This window comes from Rhodococcus sp. G6(2025), from assembly GCF_058628105.1.
The window spans coordinates 5,582,588-5,598,918 of the sequence record NZ_CP179750.1 but is presented as its reverse complement, the minus strand read 5'-3'; the positions used below and the strand labels follow the sequence as shown (position 1 = coordinate 5,598,918).

Below are 16,331 nucleotides of genomic sequence, written 5' to 3'. Positions count from 1 at the left end.
CGATCAGCTCGCGTCGAACTTCCGGGCCGCGAGCGACCGGACGATGCCGGCCCGGCCCTCGACCACCAGGCGGCGCAGTGCCGGGGGATGGTCGCCGGCCAGGAACTCGTCGGCTGCCGCCACGGACTCCTCGCTGATCGACCACGACGGGTACAGGCCCACGACGACGGTCTGCGCGACCTCGCTCGAACGCCGCTCCCACACCGCGGGGATGTCCGCGAAGTAGCGGGTCACGTACGGTGCGAGGATCTCGGACTGCCCGTGACCGGCGAAAGCGCCGATGATCGAGCGGGCGGTGATGTTCGGCACGGAATCGTCGCCGACCACCCGGTTCCAGGCCTGTTCCTTCACCGCGGCCTGCGGGCGGACGGTGGCCGCCGCGGCGGCGTTGCGAGCGCCTGCCGCGGTGGGATCGCGTTCGGCTTCGGCGTCGATGAACGGCGTCTCGATGCCCTCGGCGTCGATCTCACCGGCCCCGGCGAGCGCGGTGACGAGACGCCAGCGCAGGTCCGTGTCGACGACGAGGCCCGGCAGCCCGACCGTTTCGGGTGCGGCGTCGAGCAGTTCCTGCAGGACCTCGGTGTGCCATGCCGACAGCTGCGCGCCCGCCAGCGCGTTGACGAACGCCAGCTGATGATCCGAACCCGACTCGGCTTCCCGTGCCAGTTCGAGGAGCCGGTTCGCGAAGTCCGGCCAGCCGTGTTCCTTGGCCCACTCGGGTTCGGCGTAGCTGTGCAGCGCGGTCTGGGCCTGCATCAGCAGTCGCTGGACGACGCCGACCTCGGTTTCGGCACCGATGCCGCGCTGCACGAGGGCGACGAAGTCTCGCGCCTTGAGTTCGGCCTGACGCGTCATCTCCCAGGCCGCCGACCACACCAGGGTGCGGGGGAGCGGCTCGTCGATGTCGCCGATCCGGTCGATGGCGGTGGCGAGCGAGTCGGGATCGAGCCGCAGCGAGCAGTACGTGAGGTCGTCGTCGTTGACGAGGATCAGCTGCCCGCGTTCGACACCGACGAGGTCGGTGACGTCGGTGCGTTCGGTGGCGTCGAGGTCGAGTTCCACCCGCTTCGTGCGCACGAGCTTGCCGCCCCGGTCGTCGTACACGCCGACGGCGATGCGGTGCACCCGTCGCTCACCGGCACCGGGTGCGGCGCCGGACTGCAGAACGGCGAACCGGGTGAACTTGCCGTCCGCGTCGACGTCGAATTCGGGACGCAGGATGTTGAGCCCGGTGGTCTTGAGCCACTGGGCTCCCCAGTCGGACAGGTCGCGGCCCGAAGACTTCTCGAGTGCACCGAGGAGGTCGTCGAACGTGGCGTTGTCGAAGGCGTGGTCGCGGAAGTAGTCCCGCAGGCCGGACAGGAAGGGGTCGAGCCCGACGTACGCGACGAGCTGCTTGAGGACGGAGGCGCCCTTCGCGTACGTGATGCCGTCGAAGTTCACCTCGACCGCGGCGAGGTCCGGGATGTCGGCGGCGATGGGGTGGGTGGACGGCAGCTGATCCTGCCGGTACGCCCAGGACTTCTCGACGTTGGCGAACGTGGTCCAGGCGTTGGTGTATTCGGTGGCCTCGCTCTGGCAGAGCACGGAGGCGAACGTCGCGAAGGACTCGTTGAGCCACAGGTCGTCCCACCAGCGCATGGTGACGAGGTCGCCGAACCACATGTGCGCCATCTCGTGCAGCACGGTCTCGGCGCGCCGCTCGTACGACGCCCGGGTCACCTTGGACCGGAAGACGTAGTCCTCGAGGAACGTCACGGCGCCGGCGTTCTCCATTGCGCCCGCATTGAATTCGGGAACGAACAGCTGGTCGTACTTCCCGAACGCGTAGGGGGTGCCGAAATTGCGGTGGTAGAACGCGAAGCCCTGCTTGGTTTCCGTGAACAGGCGCTCGGAATCCATGTGTTTCCCGAGCGAGGCGCGGCAGTAGATCGCGAGGGGAATGTCGCCGTGCTCGTCGGAGTAGTTGTCGGTCCACTCCGCGTACGGGCCGGCGATGAGCGCGACGAGGTAGGTGCTCATCTTCGGTGTGGTGCGGAAGATGTGACGGCCGGGTTCCGGCGCCACCGTCTCGACGGTCGCGGAGTTGGAGATCACCTTCCAGTCGGCGGGGGACGTGACGTGCACGTCGAACGTCGCCTTCAGGTCGGGCTGGTCGAAGCAGGCGAACATGCGCTTGGCGTCGGCGGTCTCGAACTGCGAGTACAGGTACACCGCGTCGTCGGTCGGGTCCACGAAGCGGTGTAGCCCTTCACCGGTGTGCGAGTACGCGCAGTCGGCCTCGACCACCAGTTCGTTGCGTTCCGCGAGATCGGTGAGTGTGATGCCGGTGGACTCGTCGTAGTTCGACACGTCGACGGGGGAGCCGTTCAGCGTGGCCGAATGCACACGGGCCGCGACGATGTCGACGAACGTGGACGCGCCGGGGGTGGCCCCGAACGTGACGGTGGTGCGAGAGGAGAACGTCTCGACTCCGGGCTGGATTGTCGTCTCGACTCCGGGCTGACCTGTCCCGTCGGTGAGGTCGAGTTCGATCAGGTAGTTGTCGACGGTCAGCAGTCCGGCTCGTTCGGCTGCCTGTTCGCGGGTCAGGTTCGGTGGGGCCACAGAGGTCTCCTCGTGATCGGCGGCGGTGCTCGTACTCGATGCTGCCATCCCATCACGAGTGGGAGCGGGGTGTTAACCGGACAGGTCGGTCAACGGCACCCCGGGGTCGGCCAAGCGGTCGGGATCGACCGGGGCGGACGAGGACACCAGTTGCTTGATCTGATCGGTGACATCCCAGATGTTGACGTTCATGCCGGCGAGGACGTGGTTGTCCGCGTCGAGCCAGAAGGCCAGGAACTCGCGTGCGGCGAAATCGCCACGCACGACCACCCGGTCGTACGAATCGTGCGGGGCGTACCCCACGTACTCCATGCCCAGATCGAACTGGTCGGTGAAGAAGTAGGGCAGGTTCCCGTATTCGGCCGCGTGCCCGAGCATGGTGGCGGCGGCCACGGACGGCTGGTTGAGCGCATTAGCCCAGTGCTCGACCCGGATTCGGGTGCCGAGCTGCGGATGCCACTGCGCGGCGATATCGCCCACCGCGACGACGTCGGGGTCGCTGGTCTGCAACCCGGCGTCGACGAGAACGCCGCCGTCGACGTCGAGTCCGGCCCGCTCCGCGATCTCGATATTGGGTGCCGCGCCGACGGCGACGAGGACGGCGTCGGCGGGAAGGACGGTGCTGTCGCCCAGCCGAACCCCGGTGGCCTTGCCGTCGTCGACGACGATTTCCTCGACCGTGGCGCCGAGGTGCAGTTGAACGCCGTGCTCGCGGTGGAGTTCGGCGAAGACCGAGCCGATCTCGGGGCCGAGGGAGCCGAGCAGCGGAACTTCGGCGGCTTCCACCACCGTCACGTCGGCGCCCTTCTCCCGTGCGGAGGCCCCCACCTCGAGGCCGATCCAGCCGGCGCCGATCACCACGAGTCGTCGGCCACCGGCGACCGCCTCGATGAGCTTGTCCGATTCGTCGATGGTGCGGAGGTAGTGGACGCCCTCGGCGTCGGACCCGGAGATCGGTGGGCGGCGCGAGCGCGAACCGGTCGCGAGGGCGAGCTTGTCGTAGCCCAGGGTGGAACCGTCCGGCAGCGTCACGGTGTGGGCGGTGAGGTCGAGGGCGGTGGCGGTGGTGCCGAGCCGCAGATCCACGTGATGGTCGCGGTACCAGTCGCCGTGATGGACGGTGAAGTCGCCGAGAGCCTTCTTGCCTGCGAAGTGTTCCTTCGACAGCGGAGGTCGCTCGTAGGGAAGATGTTCCTCCTCCGACAGGAGGATGATCGAACCGTCGAAATCCTTGTCACGCAATGCTTCTGCCGTTTTTGCTCCGGCGAGGCCGCCGCCGACGACGACGAACGTGCGAGTGGAGGACATGTGAGGATGCTCCCTTCCGGTCGACCACTCTCGACCCTACTGCCGCGAGCCGGGTCTCCGGGAAGGATTCCCGGCAGGGAGGTGTTGACTGGACGGGAATGTGTACATCACCGAGAAGGAGCATCACGTGAGTGCTGGGACGAACGCCGGGACCGCCAAGGACGTCGCTGATTTCTGGTTCGACCCACTGTGCCCGTGGTGCTGGATCACGTCGCGATGGATCCTCGAGGCCACGCAGGTGCGCGACCTGCAGGCGAACTTCCATGTGATGAGCCTGGCCGTTCTCAACGAGGGTCGGGATCTGCCGGAGGAATACCGCGAGCTCATGACCAAGGCGTGGGGGCCGGTGCGGGTGCTGATCGCGGCCGCGCAGAAGCACGGTGACGAGATCCTGCTGCCGCTGTACACGGCGATGGGCACGCTCATCCACAACGAGGGCAACAAGGACTTCGGCGACGTGATCGTCAAGTCGCTCGCCGAGGTCGGGCTGCCGGCCGAACTGGCCGAGGCCGCCGAATCGGAGGAGTACGACGCCGCACTGCGCGAGAGTCACGCCGCAGGCATGGATGCCGTCGGACCGGACGTCGGAACCCCGACGATCCACGTCAACGGTGTCGCGTTCTTCGGCCCGGTCCTGTCGCGCATTCCCCGCGGCGAGGACGCGGGGAAGGTGTGGGACGGTGCGGTCGCACTGGCCGGCTACCCGCACTTCTTCGAGCTCAAGCGCACCCGGACCGAGGACCCCCAGTTCGACTGAGCCCCGCCCCGATCCTGGGCACGGTCACCGAGTGACGGGCCCGGCCGGGTCGGCCGCGTACTGCAGTTGCTGCGGATCGCGGTAGATCTGGCCGGGTTTCACGAACAGGTGACCGTGCCGGGTCCTGTTCCGCAGGGCGGCGGCACGCCAGGTGAGCACCGGATGTCCCGACAGCAGATTCACGAACCACGGGAAGAACCCGCGTTCGGTGGTGGCCCGGTCGGCGAGTTCGTCGAATCCGACGATGCTCACGAGATATTTGCCGGCGCCGAGAACGCCCATCGCGCCGCGGGCGCCCTGGGGCCGGACGCAGTAGCCGTGGTTGTCCGCGGTGTATTCCATCGAACGGAACAGCGCCGACCCGACGACGGGAATGTAGTTGGCGGCGAACTGTCCCAGTTGCCGCCAGTAGGAGGCGTGGCCGGCCGCGATGTGACCGACCTCGTGGCCGATGATGAAGGCGAGGGCATCGGGCTCGCGGGCCTCGCCGCCGATCTCGAACAGATCGCTGTACACCACGACGAACCGGCGGAAGCCGTGTCCGGACGCGAACGCGTTGATCCGGCCGTTCCCGAGCACGACGTACGCGTCGGGTGGTTCGGTCATCCCGAACCGTGCGGCCGCCTCGGCCACCATCCGGTACCCGTCGGGGAACTGGGTGGGTGTCATCTTGATCCCGTTCACCTGCTGCGAGCCGTAGAGCTGGCCGCGGCCGACGGCGATGAGGATCGGCGCGACCAGCACGATGAGCACCCACGTGGACACCACGCCGAGGAAGAGCGCCGCGATCGCCGCCACGTAGGCGACGACGGTGAGAACGATGGCCACCACGAGCAGCGGGATCTCCCACGAGTGCCGGGCGGGCCGGTCGTTCGGCATGAGGCCCGGCAACGGGACCGGAGGATTCCATCCCGTCCCGACGCCCCACTGGTGCTGCGCGGAGACCGGCCGATGTCCCGGATACGACTGTCCCCAGTTCTGTCCGTTGTCGGGATACATGCTGATCACGATAAGCGTCCCGGGCCCCTGACACGATTCGCGACGACGCCTGACAGAATCACCAGTCATGCGCGTATACCTGGGTGCCGACCATGCCGGATTCGAACGTAAGAACGAGATCATCGAACACCTGAAGGCCGCGGGCCACGAGACCGTCGACTGCGGCGCTCACGTCTACGACGCCCTCGACGACTACCCCGCCTTCTGCATCGAGACGGCCCGTCGTGTCGTCGCCGACGAGGGCAGCCTCGGCATCGTGCTGGGCGGCAGCGGCAACGGTGAGCAGATCGCCGCGAACAAGGTGAAGGGTGCGCGGTGTGCCCTGGCGTGGAGCGTCGAGACCGCGCAGCTGGCCCGCCAGCACAACAAGGCTCAGCTGATCGGCCTCGGCGGGCGCATGCACTCCCTCGAGGAGTCCCTCGCGATCGTGGACGCGTTCCTCGCCGCCGAGTGGTCGAACGAGGAGCGCCACCAGCGCCGCATCGACATCCTGTCCGAGTTCGAGAAGACCGGCGTCGCCCCCGCCCTGCCCGAGGCCTGATCGCCCTTGCCCGAAGGTCACACCCTGCACCGGCTGGCCCGGCTACACCAACGCCGGTTCGCCGGTGCGCCGGTGCGGGTGCTGAGCCCGCAGGGCAGATTTTCCGAGGACGCGGCGCTCGTCGACGGCCGCGTTCTCGTCAGGTCCGAGGCCTGGGGTAAACACCTGTGGCATCACTACGAGTCGGGACTGGTCGTGCACGTCCACCTGGGACTGTACGGAGCGTTCACGGAATCGGCCGTACCGATGGAACCGCCGGTCGGGCAGGTCAGGATGCGGATGGTCGGCGCCGAATTCGGCACCGACCTCCGCGGTCCGACGGCCTGCGAGGTTCTCCATCCGCCGCAGGTCGCCGCCATCGAGGCGCGGCTGGGGCCGGACCCGCTCCGCACGGACGCCGACCCCGACAAGGCGTGGAAGCGCATCTCGGCGTCGAAGACCCCGATCGGGGCACTGCTGATGGATCAGGCCGTGATCGCCGGCATCGGCAACGTGTACCGGGCGGAGGTCCTGTTCCGGCACGGCATCAACCCCGACAGGCCCGGCCGTGCGCTGTCCCGTGCCGAGTGGGACGCGCTGTGGGCCGACCTCGTCGCCCTGATGAAGGTCGGGGTCCGCCGCGGCAAGATGCACGTCGTCCGTCCCGAGGACGATCACGGCGATCCGGCGTATGCCAAGGACCGTCCCCGGACGTACGTCTACCGGCGGGCGGGATCACCGTGCCGGATCTGCGGCACCCCGGTCACCCACTCGGTCATGAAGGGCCGCAACCTCTTCTGGTGCCCGAGCTGCCAGCCCTCCTGACGGCCGGCTAGAAGTCGAACCCGCCGCCGAAGTCGAACCCGCCGCCGTCTCCGCCGCCGCCGAAGTCGAATCCGCCGCCGTCGCCACCGGCGTCCCCGCCCATGTCGCCGCCGCCGTCTGCGCCTGCGTCACCGCCGTCGCCACCGCCGTCCGCACCCGCGTCACCGGTGTCCTGGGACGCGTCGCCCGCTCCGCTCTCGAAGCCCTGCGCGTCGTACCCCACTCCGGCCATCCCCGAGAACATCGCCGAGAACAGGAACATCGAGCCCAGGCCCCACGCGCCTGCGACGAGAGCGGGCTTCCACCACGGCTCCGAGTACCAGCCGGCGGGAACCGGGCGTCCCGCGACACGGCCACCGGGGTAGTAGTTCGGGGTCTTCGACGACGGGTTCGGCGACGCCGCGACCTGCCGCCCCTCGAACTCGACCTCACGGTCCTCGGTGACCGCTCCCGCGGACTTCTGGCCGTCGATCGACGGAATCTCCGGGCCGGGGTCCATGCCCATGGCCGTCCGGGCGGCGCGGATGTAGTAGAGACCCTCGAGCGCCGTCTGCTTGGCGAGACGCGCCTGGACGGGCGTCGTGGCCTGATCGATCTGGGAGCCCGCCGCGGTGTACCGCTCGGACGCGTCGGCGAGTGCCTGCTGCGAGGCGGTGTCGGACCCGGTGAGGCTGTACACCTGTCCGCCGAGCCGTTCGATGGCCTGGCGAGCGTCCGCCTTGGCGTCCTCGAGCTGGTTCGCGGTCTGCCCGGCGCGGTTGTTGCGGCTCCTCACCACCAGGAAGGCGACCGCCGCCACGATCACGAGAATGAGTAGCAGTTCCACGGTGGGCCTCCGGAGTTCTCGCGGACCGCCGGCTGCGGGGCTGCAACATCCACGAGTAGGGGACAAATCAGACATCTCCCAGAGTACTGACCGAAATCGTGCTTACGCGCTCGGCGAACGGGGGAGCGGTCCGCAGAAGAGAGGCGCGGGCGCGTCTCGTGCGCCTGTGACGCATGTCATAGCAGCCGAGGCGTCCGCGACCGCCCGTGCGCGACAAAAAAGGAGCGTTCCCTGGGGTGGGAACGCTCCTGTGTGGAGGGGATGACGGGAATCGAACCCGCGTAATCAGTTTGGAAGACTGAGGCTCTACCATTGAGCTACATCCCCGTGCATACGACAACCTGGGATCGCCATGCATGTCGTCTGCGATGAGTGACTGTACCCAACCTCGCTTTGGATTTCATAATCGGGGGGCCGTAGGATTCTTCCTCGGGTCCTCGCGAGGTTGGCGAGAGCCGGCTTCGACCGGGGTGTAGCGCAGCTTGGTAGCGCATCCGCTTTGGGAGCGGAGGGTCGCAGGTTCAAATCCTGTCACCCCGACCAGAACCACAGGGCAGGCAACTGCCGCACCGAAAAAGCACGACCACACGAAGGAGCCAGTCCGTGAAGAGCACCGTCGAGCAGCTCAGCCCGACGCGAGTCCGTATCAACGTTGAGGTGCCCTTCGAGGAGCTCAAGCCTGATTTCGACAAGGCCTACAAGGCCCTCGCGCAACAGATCCGTCTCCCCGGCTTCCGTCCGGGCAAGGCACCGGCCAAGTTGCTCGAAGCCCGTGTCGGTCGTGGCGCAGTCCTGGAGCAGGTCGTCAACGACGCACTCCCGTCCCGCTACTCCGAGGCCGTCACCAGCGCCTCGGTGAAGGCGATCGGTCAGCCCGAGATCGAGATCACGAAGATCGAGGACGGCGAGCTCCTCGAGTTCACCGCCGAGGTCGACGTCCGTCCCGAGATCACGCTGCCCGACTACAGCGAGCTGAGCGTCACCGTCGATCCGATCGAGATCACCGACGAGGCCGTCGAGGAGCAGCTGCTGTCGCTGCGTCAGCGCTTCGGCACCCTCACCGGAGTCGAGCGTGCGGTCGAGGACGGAGACTTCATCTCCATCGACCTGTCGGCCACCGTCGACGGTGAGGCCGTTCCCGAGGCCACCGCGAGCGGTCTGTCGCACGAGGTCGGTTCGGGTCAGCTCATCGAGGGCCTCGACGAGGCCGTCGTCGGCGTCAAGGCCGGCGAGTCCAAGGAGTTCACCTCGACGCTCGTCGCCGGTGACCACGCGGGCAAGGAAGCTGTCGTCACCGTCACCGTCGGCACCGTCAAGGAGCGCGAGCTGCCCGCCGAGGACGACGAGTTCGCTCAGCTGGCAAGCGAGTTCGACACCCTCGACGAGCTGAAGGCCGACCTGCGTGAGCGCGTCGGACGCGTTCGCAAGGTCGAGCAGGCCGGTCAGATCCGCGACAAGGTCCTCGAGACCCTCCTGGAGACCGTCGAGGTCCCGCTGCCCGAGGCTGTCGTCAAGGCCGAGGTCGACGCTGCACTCCACGACGCCGTGCACGGTCTCGATCACGACGAGGAAGCGCTGAACAAGCTCCTCGAGGAGCAGGGCACGAGCCGCGAAGAGTTCGACAAGGACGCCAAGGAGAGCGCCGAGCGCTCGGTGAAGACCCAGCTGCTGCTGGACGCCATCGCCGACGCCTCCGACGTCACCGTCGGCCAGGACGAGCTCACCGAGCGCATCCTGTTCCAGGCGCAGCGCTACGGCATGGCGCCCGAGCAGTTCATCCAGCAGATTCAGCAGGCCGGTCAGCTCGGCGCCGTCTTCGCGGACGTGCGTCGCGGCAAGGCTCTCGCCGGTGTCGTCGAGCAGGCCACCGTCACCGACACCTCGGGTGCCGCTGTCGACACCGCCGAACTGTTCGGCAACGGTGAGGCCGAGGCCGAGGAGGCTGCGTCCACGGACGAGGCTGCGTCGGATTCCACCGAGAGCGAAGACCAGAAGTAATGCTGGTCGCGGGATGTTTTTCTCGCGTTCGGCTGTGAGTTGTTTTCCGCTTTGAGCGAAGTAGGGCGGCACCGGGACTCCGGTGCCGCCCTCCTTCGTTAGTGTCTGTGTCAGCAATCAACGATTTACGGAGAAGGCAGGTACCGTGACTTCCAATCACCTGGAGACTTTGCAGAGTCCCGCCATGACTTCAGCCACCGCTGGGTTGAACCTCAGCGACTCGGTGTACGAACGCCTGCTGCGCGAGCGCATCATCTTCCTCGGTACCCAGGTCGACGACGACATCGCGAACAAGCTGTGCGCTCAGATCCTGCTGTTGTCGGCAGAGGATCCCAGCCGGGACATCTCCCTCTACATCAACTCGCCCGGCGGGTCGGTCAGCGCCGGTATGGCGATCTTCGACACGATGCAGTTCGCCGAGTGCGACGTCGCGACGTTCGGAATGGGTCTGGCCGCGTCGATGGGCCAGTTCCTGCTCTCCGCCGGGGCCAAGGGCAAGCGCTACGCCCTCCCGCACGCGCGGATCATGATGCACCAGCCGTCCGCCGGAATCGGTGGTACCGCCAGTGACATCGCGATCATGGCCGAGCAGTTCGCGCACACCAAGCGCGAAATGGCCGAGCTGATCGCCGAGCACACCGGTCAGACGGTCGAGCAGATCACCGCCGATTCGGATCGTGACCGCTGGTTCACCGCGAAGCAGGCACTCGAATACGGTTTCGTCGACCACGTCGTCTCCCGCGCGGCGCAGGCGGGCGGGACCGGGCAGTAGCAGCCCGGCTTCCTCACTGACCGCTCCCACACATCCCTTGGAGAACTGATGACCAACCTGTTCGATCCCCGCAGCCTGGGAGGCCAGGCGCCCGCAGGCCCCCAGTCGCGTTACATCCTGCCGTCGTTCATCGAGCACTCGAGCTACGGCGTCAAGGAGTCCAACCCGTACAACAAGCTGTTCGAGGAGCGCATCATCTTCCTCGGCGTGCAGGTGGACGATGCGTCGGCCAACGACGTGATGGCTCAGCTTCTCGTTCTCGAGTCGCTGGACCCCGATCGCGACATCACCATGTACATCAACTCGCCGGGTGGCTCGTTCACCTCGCTGATGGCGATCTACGACACCATGCAGTACGTGCGCGCCGACATCACGACGGTGTGCCTCGGCCAGGCGGCCTCGGCTGCCGCGGTGCTGCTGGCGGCCGGTAGCCCCGGCAAGCGTCTCGCCCTGCCGAACGCTCGTGTCCTCATCCACCAGCCCGCCACCGGCGGCATCCAGGGTCAGGTCTCCGACCTCGAGATCCAGGCCGCCGAGATCGAGCGGATGCGTCGCCTGATGGAGACCACCCTCGCGAAGCACACCGGCAAGGACGCCGACGTGATCCGCAAGGACACCGACCGCGACAAGATCCTCACGGCCGCCGAGGCCAAGGAATACGGAATCATCGACGACGTGCTCGAGTACCGCAAACTCAGCGCCCAGAAGTGATTTCCTGCCGCCCCGGCTCGGGCGACACGCCGTGACGGCGCGGTTGCCGCGAGCCGGGTGCGGGATCGGCAAGGCTGGCTTTCCCGGAAGATCGGTGCGCGAATCACCGACAACCAGTCGACCTCGCTCGCGATCTGCGGGTACGGTCACATAACGGGCTTTCGTTTTCGGTCGGTGCGCGCACGGCGTGGGATCGGTTCGATGGTTGCACGTAGACGAAGGAAGTAGGGACCTGACGAGATGGCACGCATCGGTGACGGCGGGGATCTGCTCAAGTGCTCTTTCTGCGGTAAGAGCCAGAAGCAGGTCAAGAAGCTCATTGCTGGGCCTGGGGTGTACATCTGCGACGAGTGCATCGACCTGTGCAACGAGATCATCGAAGAGGAGCTGGCCGAGTCCAGCGAGGTGAAGCTCGACGAGCTGCCGAAGCCGGCCGAGATCCGCGACTTCCTCGAGAACTACGTGATCGGCCAGGATGCCGCCAAGCGGACTCTCGCCGTTGCGGTCTACAACCACTACAAGCGCATCCAGGCCGGTGACAAGGGTCGTGATGCGCGCGGCGAGACGGTCGAGCTGGCGAAGTCGAACATTCTCATGCTCGGTCCCACGGGCTGCGGCAAGACGTATCTGGCTCAGACGCTGGCGAAGATGCTCAACGTCCCGTTCGCGATCGCCGATGCGACGGCGCTCACCGAAGCCGGCTACGTCGGTGAGGACGTCGAGAACATTCTCCTCAAGCTGATCCAGGCCGCCGACTACGACGTCAAGCGCGCCGAGACCGGCATCATCTACATCGACGAGGTCGACAAGATCGCCCGCAAGAGCGAGAACCCGTCGATCACGCGGGACGTGTCCGGCGAGGGTGTGCAGCAGGCTTTGCTGAAGATTCTCGAGGGCACGCAGGCCAGCGTGCCGCCGCAGGGCGGTCGCAAGCACCCGCATCAGGAGTTCATCCAGATCGACACGACGAACGTCCTGTTCATCGTGGCGGGGGCGTTCGCCGGCCTCGAGCGGATCGTGTCCGATCGCGTGGGCAAGCGCGGCATCGGTTTCGGTGCGGAGGTGCGGTCCAAGGCGGAGATCGACACCCAGGACCACTTCGCGGAGGTCATGCCGGAAGACCTGATCAAGTTCGGGCTCATCCCCGAGTTCATCGGTCGTCTTCCCGTGGTGGCGTCGGTGACGAACCTCGACAAGGAATCGCTCGTCCAGATCCTGTCCGAGCCGAAGAACGCGCTGGTCAAGCAGTACAACCGGTTGTTCGACATGGACGGCGTGGAGTTGGAGTTCACCACGGACGCGCTCGAGGCCATCGCCGACCAGGCGATCCTCCGCGGAACCGGTGCTCGTGGACTGCGCGCGATCATGGAGGAAGTCCTGCTGCCGGTCATGTACGACATCCCGAGCCGTGACGACGTCGAGAAGGTCGTGGTCAGCGCCGAGACGGTCAACGACAACGTGCTTCCGACCATCGTTCCGCGCAAGCCGGAGCGGGGAGAACGCCGAGACAAGTCCGCCTAGGCGGAAGCGCGCTGTATCCTGGGTGCGAACTAACTCACTAGTTCGTACAAATGGAGGTAAAGCGCGCGATGACCGCTCCCGGACCGATCTTTGTTCTCAACGGCCCCAACCTGAACCTGCTGGGGCAACGGCAACCCGAGGTGTACGGGCGGGAGACGCTCGACGACGTGGTCGAGTTGTGCCGCACGGCTGCTGCGAAAGCCGGACGTGAGATCGTCGCGCGGCAGTCCAACCACGAGGGCCATCTGATCGACTGGGTGCACGAGGCCCGGACCACGGCGTCGGGCGTCGTGATCAACCCCGGCGGTTTCACGCACACGTCGGTGGCGTTGCGCGACGCCCTGGTGACGCTCGATGTGCCGCTCGTCGAGGTGCACATCAGCAACGTGCACGCCCGCGAGGAATTCCGGCACCACTCGTACGTGTCCGGAGTCGCGACCGGTGTGATCGCCGGACTCGGCATTCTCGGCTATGCGCTGGCCGTCGACTTCATCTGCAACAAGGGCTGACGCCACATGGGACGACAGGTTCGTACGAGCGTTGCCACGGTATCCCTGAGCGGATCGCTGGAGGAGAAGGTCACCGCGATCGCGGCAGCCGGGTTCGACGGATTCGAGGTGTTCGAACCCGATTTCGTGAGCTCGCCGTGGTCGCCGCGTGAGCTGGCTTCCCGCGCAGCGGATCTCGGACTCACCCGCGATCTGTATCAGCCGTTCCGCGATCTGGACTCCGTGGACGACACGACGTTCGCTCGCAACCTGATCCGAGCCGAGCGCAAGTTCGACATCATGGAGCAGCTCGGCTGCGACACCCTGCTGGTGTGCTCCTCGCCGTTGCCCGAGGCGGTGCGGGACGACGCCCGCCTGACCGAGCAACTCCACACCCTCGCCGAGCGCGCACACAGCCGGGGACTCCGCATCGCCTACGAGGCGCTGGCCTGGGGCACGCACGTCAATACGTACCGGCACGCGTGGAAGATCGTGCAGGACGCGGATCATCCGGCCCTCGGCACCTGCCTCGACAGCTTCCACATCCTCTCCCGCGGCGACGACCCGTCCGGCATCCGTGACATCCCGGGGGAGAAGATCTTCTTCCTCCAGCTCGCCGACGCGCCCCGCATGTCGATGGACATCCTGCAGTGGAGCCGGCACCACCGGAACTTCCCGGGGCAGGGCAACTTCGATCTCGCGACGTTCGGCGCGCACGTCCAGGCCGCCGGATACACCGGACCGTGGTCGCTCGAGATCTTCAACGACACGTTCCGGCAGTCGTCCACGGGCCGCACGGCAGCCGACGCTCACCGCTCGCTGCTGTACCTCCAGGAGGAGGTCGCACGCGTGCAGGCCGAGCACGGTGAGGACACCGGGCGCGGTCTGGCCCTGTTCGAGCCGCCGCCGCGCGCACCCCTCGAAGGCATCGTGTCGCTCCGGCTCGCGGCCGGTCCCGGCAAGGATTCCGACCTTCGGCAGGCGCTGCAGCACATCGGATTCCGTCTGGTGGGCCGCCACCGCAGCCACGACCTCCAGCTGTGGCGGCACGGCCGGATGACCATCGTGGTGGACGCGACCGCGGGCACCGTGTGGACCGCTCCGGGCCTGCCTGCGCACCTGCCGGTGCTCACCCAGATCGGTATCCGGTCGAGCGATCCCGATGCGTGGGGTGAGCGCGCCGCGGCGCTCGAGGTCCCGGTGCACGAGGTCCTGTTGCCCGGTGTGGACACGGCCCCCGAATCGGATGTGGTGCGTCTGAAGATCACCGATGCGACGTCGCTGGATCTGCGCGGCCCGGGCAGTGCCGCCTCGTGGCAGTCGGCGTTCGACCTGTATCCGACGGAGTCGCGCTGGCAGGACGAGGTGGCCGTGTTCACCGGGGTCGATCACGTGGCGCTCGCCGTGCCGTCCGACAACTGGGACGGCATCATGCTGCTGCTCCGTTCGGTGTTCGCGATGGCGCCGCACGAGGGCCTCGACGTCACCGACGCGGTCGGCATGATGCGCAGTCAGGCCCTGACGATGGATCAGACGGGTGCCGACGGCATCGACCGTCCGCTGCGCATCTCCTTGAACATGGTTCCGGGTGCGGTGTCGGGCAACTCCCACATCGCCGCGGCCCGGCGCGGCGGCATCAGCCACGTCGCGTTCTCGTGCACGGACATTTTCACCGCCGCCGCGACCATGCAGTCCAACGGGTTCGAGCCCCTCGTGATCTCGCCGAACTACTACGACGACCTCGAGGCCCGCTTCGGACTCTCCCGCGAACTCCTGGACCGGATGAGTGGGTCGGGCATCATGTACGACGCCGATGCCCATGGCGAGTTCTTCCACCTGTTCACCCAGACGGTGGGCGCCGACCTGTTCTTCGAGGTGGTGCAACGCGTCGGCGGCTACGAGGGTTACGGGGACGCGAACTCCGCGATGCGTTTGGCGGCGCAGCTGCGGGCCGCCGGCTGAGCGGTTGATTCGAAGGTCACGGAGCCCGCGGTCACGACCGCGGGCTCCGTGACTTCTGACACTTCTCGTGCGTGACCACTGTCGTCGATGTGCGCTCACGGGGTGCATGTGACTGATGAGACCGGAAAATCCGGTTCGGGACGCGAGATCGCCGCATATTCGTCAATGCGACGCGCAGGATTTAGCCCGATCCGTACTAACCTGTGTCGAAACCGTGACCGTTTCGTTATCGATCACGCACTCGACAGAGGAATGTGGTTTTGGCTCTACACCCGAACACCGTCCCGCACGCCCGGCGCACCCGGCGCCTCCGTTCGACAACGACCTCCCGTAGACGGCTGGTCGCGACCTCGCTGGCGGCCGCTGCACTGCTCGCATCCGGGGGGATCGCCTCCGCGGCCACCGGTGAGGTAGCGCAGGCGTCGACCGAGACAGGCGTGTCTCTCTCGACACCGCCCCAGTTCCTACAGGTCACGCGCCCAGTGCCCGTCGACTACGCCGAGCAACTCCAGCGCGCCGCCCAGCGTGAGGTCGAGCGGCTCGCGTTCGAGAAGGCCGAGGTCGAGGGGCTGGCTCGCGAGGCCGCCGAACAGGCTGCACGCGCGGCTGCGGCCGCGGAAGCGGCACGTCGACCCGCTGTGCTGGTCCCGGCCGACGGCACCTTCACCTCGGGCTTCGGTCCGCGGTGGGGCACCAACCACAACGGCATCGACATCGCCAACTCCATCGGCACCCCGATCAAGGCCGTCACCAACGGCACTGTGATCGAGACCGGTCCGGCGTCGGGATTCGGATTGTGGGTCCGCATCCAGCAGGACGACGGCACCACCGGCGTGTACGGCCACATCGACCAGTCATTGGTGTCGGTCGGGCAGCAGGTCCGGGCCGGCGACCAGATCGCCACCATGGGCAACCGGGGTCAGTCGACCGGACCGCACCTGCACTACGAGGTGTGGGCGGTCAACGGAACCAAGATGGATCCGGCGGGCTGGTTCCAGTCCCGCGGCGTGCCCGTCCCCCAGGGGCAGGGCTAGGCG

At 67.1% G+C, this 16,331-nt stretch carries 14 protein-coding genes and 2 tRNA genes; 11 read left to right on the top strand and 5 right to left on the bottom strand.

Annotated elements, in window-relative coordinates; translation table 11 throughout:
• Positions 1–3 precede the first annotated feature (3 nt).
• Both pepN and ACLIVD_RS25810 read right to left on the bottom strand, forming a co-directional pair.
• Positions 4–2,607 (bottom strand): aminopeptidase N, encoded by a 2,604-nt coding sequence (gene pepN / locus ACLIVD_RS25815; protein ID WP_491930849.1) that lies wholly within the window; start codon positions 2,605–2,607, stop codon positions 4–6.
• Between the two features lie 72 nt (positions 2,608–2,679).
• Positions 2,680–3,915: an NAD(P)/FAD-dependent oxidoreductase gene (locus ACLIVD_RS25810; RefSeq protein WP_283333576.1), complete on the bottom strand. Its 1,236-nt coding sequence runs from the start codon at positions 3,913–3,915 to the stop codon at positions 2,680–2,682.
• A gap of 127 nt (positions 3,916–4,042) precedes the next feature.
• On the opposite strand from ACLIVD_RS25810, the gene ACLIVD_RS25805 reads away from it, so the two are divergent.
• Positions 4,043–4,672: a DsbA family protein gene (locus tag ACLIVD_RS25805; RefSeq protein ID WP_283333577.1), complete on the top strand. Its 630-nt coding sequence runs from the start codon at positions 4,043–4,045 to the stop codon at positions 4,670–4,672.
• A 24-nt stretch (positions 4,673–4,696) separates the two neighbouring features.
• Here ACLIVD_RS25805 and ACLIVD_RS25800 read toward each other — a convergent pair whose 3' ends face one another.
• Positions 4,697–5,671 carry a M48 family metallopeptidase gene (locus ACLIVD_RS25800; protein ID WP_105417194.1) on the bottom strand — a complete coding sequence of 325 codons (975 nt, stop codon included), beginning with the start codon at positions 5,669–5,671 and terminating at the stop codon, positions 4,697–4,699.
• Positions 5,672–5,738: 67 nt separating this feature from the next.
• Here ACLIVD_RS25800 and ACLIVD_RS25795 point away from each other — a divergent pair, with 67 nt between their 5' ends.
• Positions 5,739–6,212, top strand: a complete 474-nt coding sequence (locus tag ACLIVD_RS25795; protein ID WP_283333578.1) for a ribose-5-phosphate isomerase — start codon at positions 5,739–5,741, stop codon at positions 6,210–6,212.
• Between the two features lie 6 nt (positions 6,213–6,218).
• Entirely contained in the window at positions 6,219–7,016 is a 798-nt protein-coding gene (locus tag ACLIVD_RS25790; RefSeq protein ID WP_283333579.1) for an Fpg/Nei family DNA glycosylase, read from the top strand.
• A 7-nt stretch (positions 7,017–7,023) separates the two neighbouring features.
• On the opposite strand, the gene ACLIVD_RS25785 is transcribed toward ACLIVD_RS25790, so the two are convergent.
• A complete protein-coding gene (locus tag ACLIVD_RS25785; RefSeq protein WP_009474078.1) occupies positions 7,024–7,842 on the bottom strand; it encodes a hypothetical protein in 819 nt (272 codons plus the stop codon).
• A gap of 253 nt (positions 7,843–8,095) precedes the next feature.
• Positions 8,096–8,169, bottom strand: a tRNA-Gly gene (locus ACLIVD_RS25780).
• 139 nt (positions 8,170–8,308) lie between these two features.
• Between ACLIVD_RS25780 and ACLIVD_RS25775 the strand changes: the two genes are divergently transcribed.
• From ACLIVD_RS25775 to ACLIVD_RS25740, 8 genes are all read left to right on the top strand, one after another.
• Positions 8,309–8,385, top strand: a tRNA-Pro gene (locus ACLIVD_RS25775).
• Between the two features lie 60 nt (positions 8,386–8,445).
• Positions 8,446–9,840, top strand: coding sequence for a trigger factor (gene tig, locus ACLIVD_RS25770; protein WP_283333580.1), 1,395 nt, complete (start codon positions 8,446–8,448; stop codon positions 9,838–9,840).
• Positions 9,841–10,024: 184 nt separating this feature from the next.
• Positions 10,025–10,612, top strand: coding sequence for an ATP-dependent Clp protease proteolytic subunit (locus ACLIVD_RS25765; protein WP_105417063.1), 588 nt, complete (start codon positions 10,025–10,027; stop codon positions 10,610–10,612).
• Positions 10,613–10,660: 48 nt separating this feature from the next.
• Positions 10,661–11,323: an ATP-dependent Clp protease proteolytic subunit gene (locus ACLIVD_RS25760; RefSeq protein WP_037236299.1), complete on the top strand. Its 663-nt coding sequence runs from the start codon at positions 10,661–10,663 to the stop codon at positions 11,321–11,323.
• A 240-nt stretch (positions 11,324–11,563) separates the two neighbouring features.
• Positions 11,564–12,844, top strand: a complete 1,281-nt coding sequence (gene clpX / locus ACLIVD_RS25755; protein ID WP_005248181.1) for an ATP-dependent Clp protease ATP-binding subunit ClpX — start codon at positions 11,564–11,566, stop codon at positions 12,842–12,844.
• Positions 12,845–12,912: 68 nt separating this feature from the next.
• On the top strand, positions 12,913–13,353 hold the full coding sequence (gene aroQ / locus ACLIVD_RS25750) for a type II 3-dehydroquinate dehydratase (protein ID WP_491930848.1): 441 nt from the start codon (positions 12,913–12,915) through the stop codon (positions 13,351–13,353).
• Positions 13,354–13,359: 6 nt separating this feature from the next.
• Positions 13,360–15,294, top strand: a complete 1,935-nt coding sequence (locus tag ACLIVD_RS25745) for a bifunctional sugar phosphate isomerase/epimerase/4-hydroxyphenylpyruvate dioxygenase family protein (protein ID WP_491930847.1) — start codon at positions 13,360–13,362, stop codon at positions 15,292–15,294.
• Between the two features lie 260 nt (positions 15,295–15,554).
• A complete protein-coding gene (locus tag ACLIVD_RS25740) occupies positions 15,555–16,328 on the top strand; it encodes a M23 family metallopeptidase (RefSeq protein ID WP_491930846.1) in 774 nt (257 codons plus the stop codon).
• Positions 16,329–16,331 lie beyond the last annotated feature (3 nt).

Coding starts and splice junctions, on each gene's coding strand:
- ACLIVD_RS25795 (WP_283333578.1), top strand. CDS start 5,739: ATGCGCGTATACCTGGGTGCCGACCATGCCGGATTCGAACGTAAGAAC.
- aroQ (WP_491930848.1), top strand. CDS start 12,913: ATGACCGCTCCCGGACCGATCTTTGTTCTCAACGGCCCCAACCTGAAC.
- clpX (WP_005248181.1), top strand. CDS start 11,564: ATGGCACGCATCGGTGACGGCGGGGATCTGCTCAAGTGCTCTTTCTGC.
- ACLIVD_RS25810 (WP_283333576.1), bottom strand. CDS start 3,915: ATGTCCTCCACTCGCACGTTCGTCGTCGTCGGCGGCGGCCTCGCCGGA.
- ACLIVD_RS25760 (WP_037236299.1), top strand. CDS start 10,661: ATGACCAACCTGTTCGATCCCCGCAGCCTGGGAGGCCAGGCGCCCGCA.
- ACLIVD_RS25765 (WP_105417063.1), top strand. CDS start 10,025: ATGACTTCAGCCACCGCTGGGTTGAACCTCAGCGACTCGGTGTACGAA.
- ACLIVD_RS25745 (WP_491930847.1), top strand. CDS start 13,360: ATGGGACGACAGGTTCGTACGAGCGTTGCCACGGTATCCCTGAGCGGA.
- ACLIVD_RS25800 (WP_105417194.1), bottom strand. CDS start 5,671: ATGTATCCCGACAACGGACAGAACTGGGGACAGTCGTATCCGGGACAT.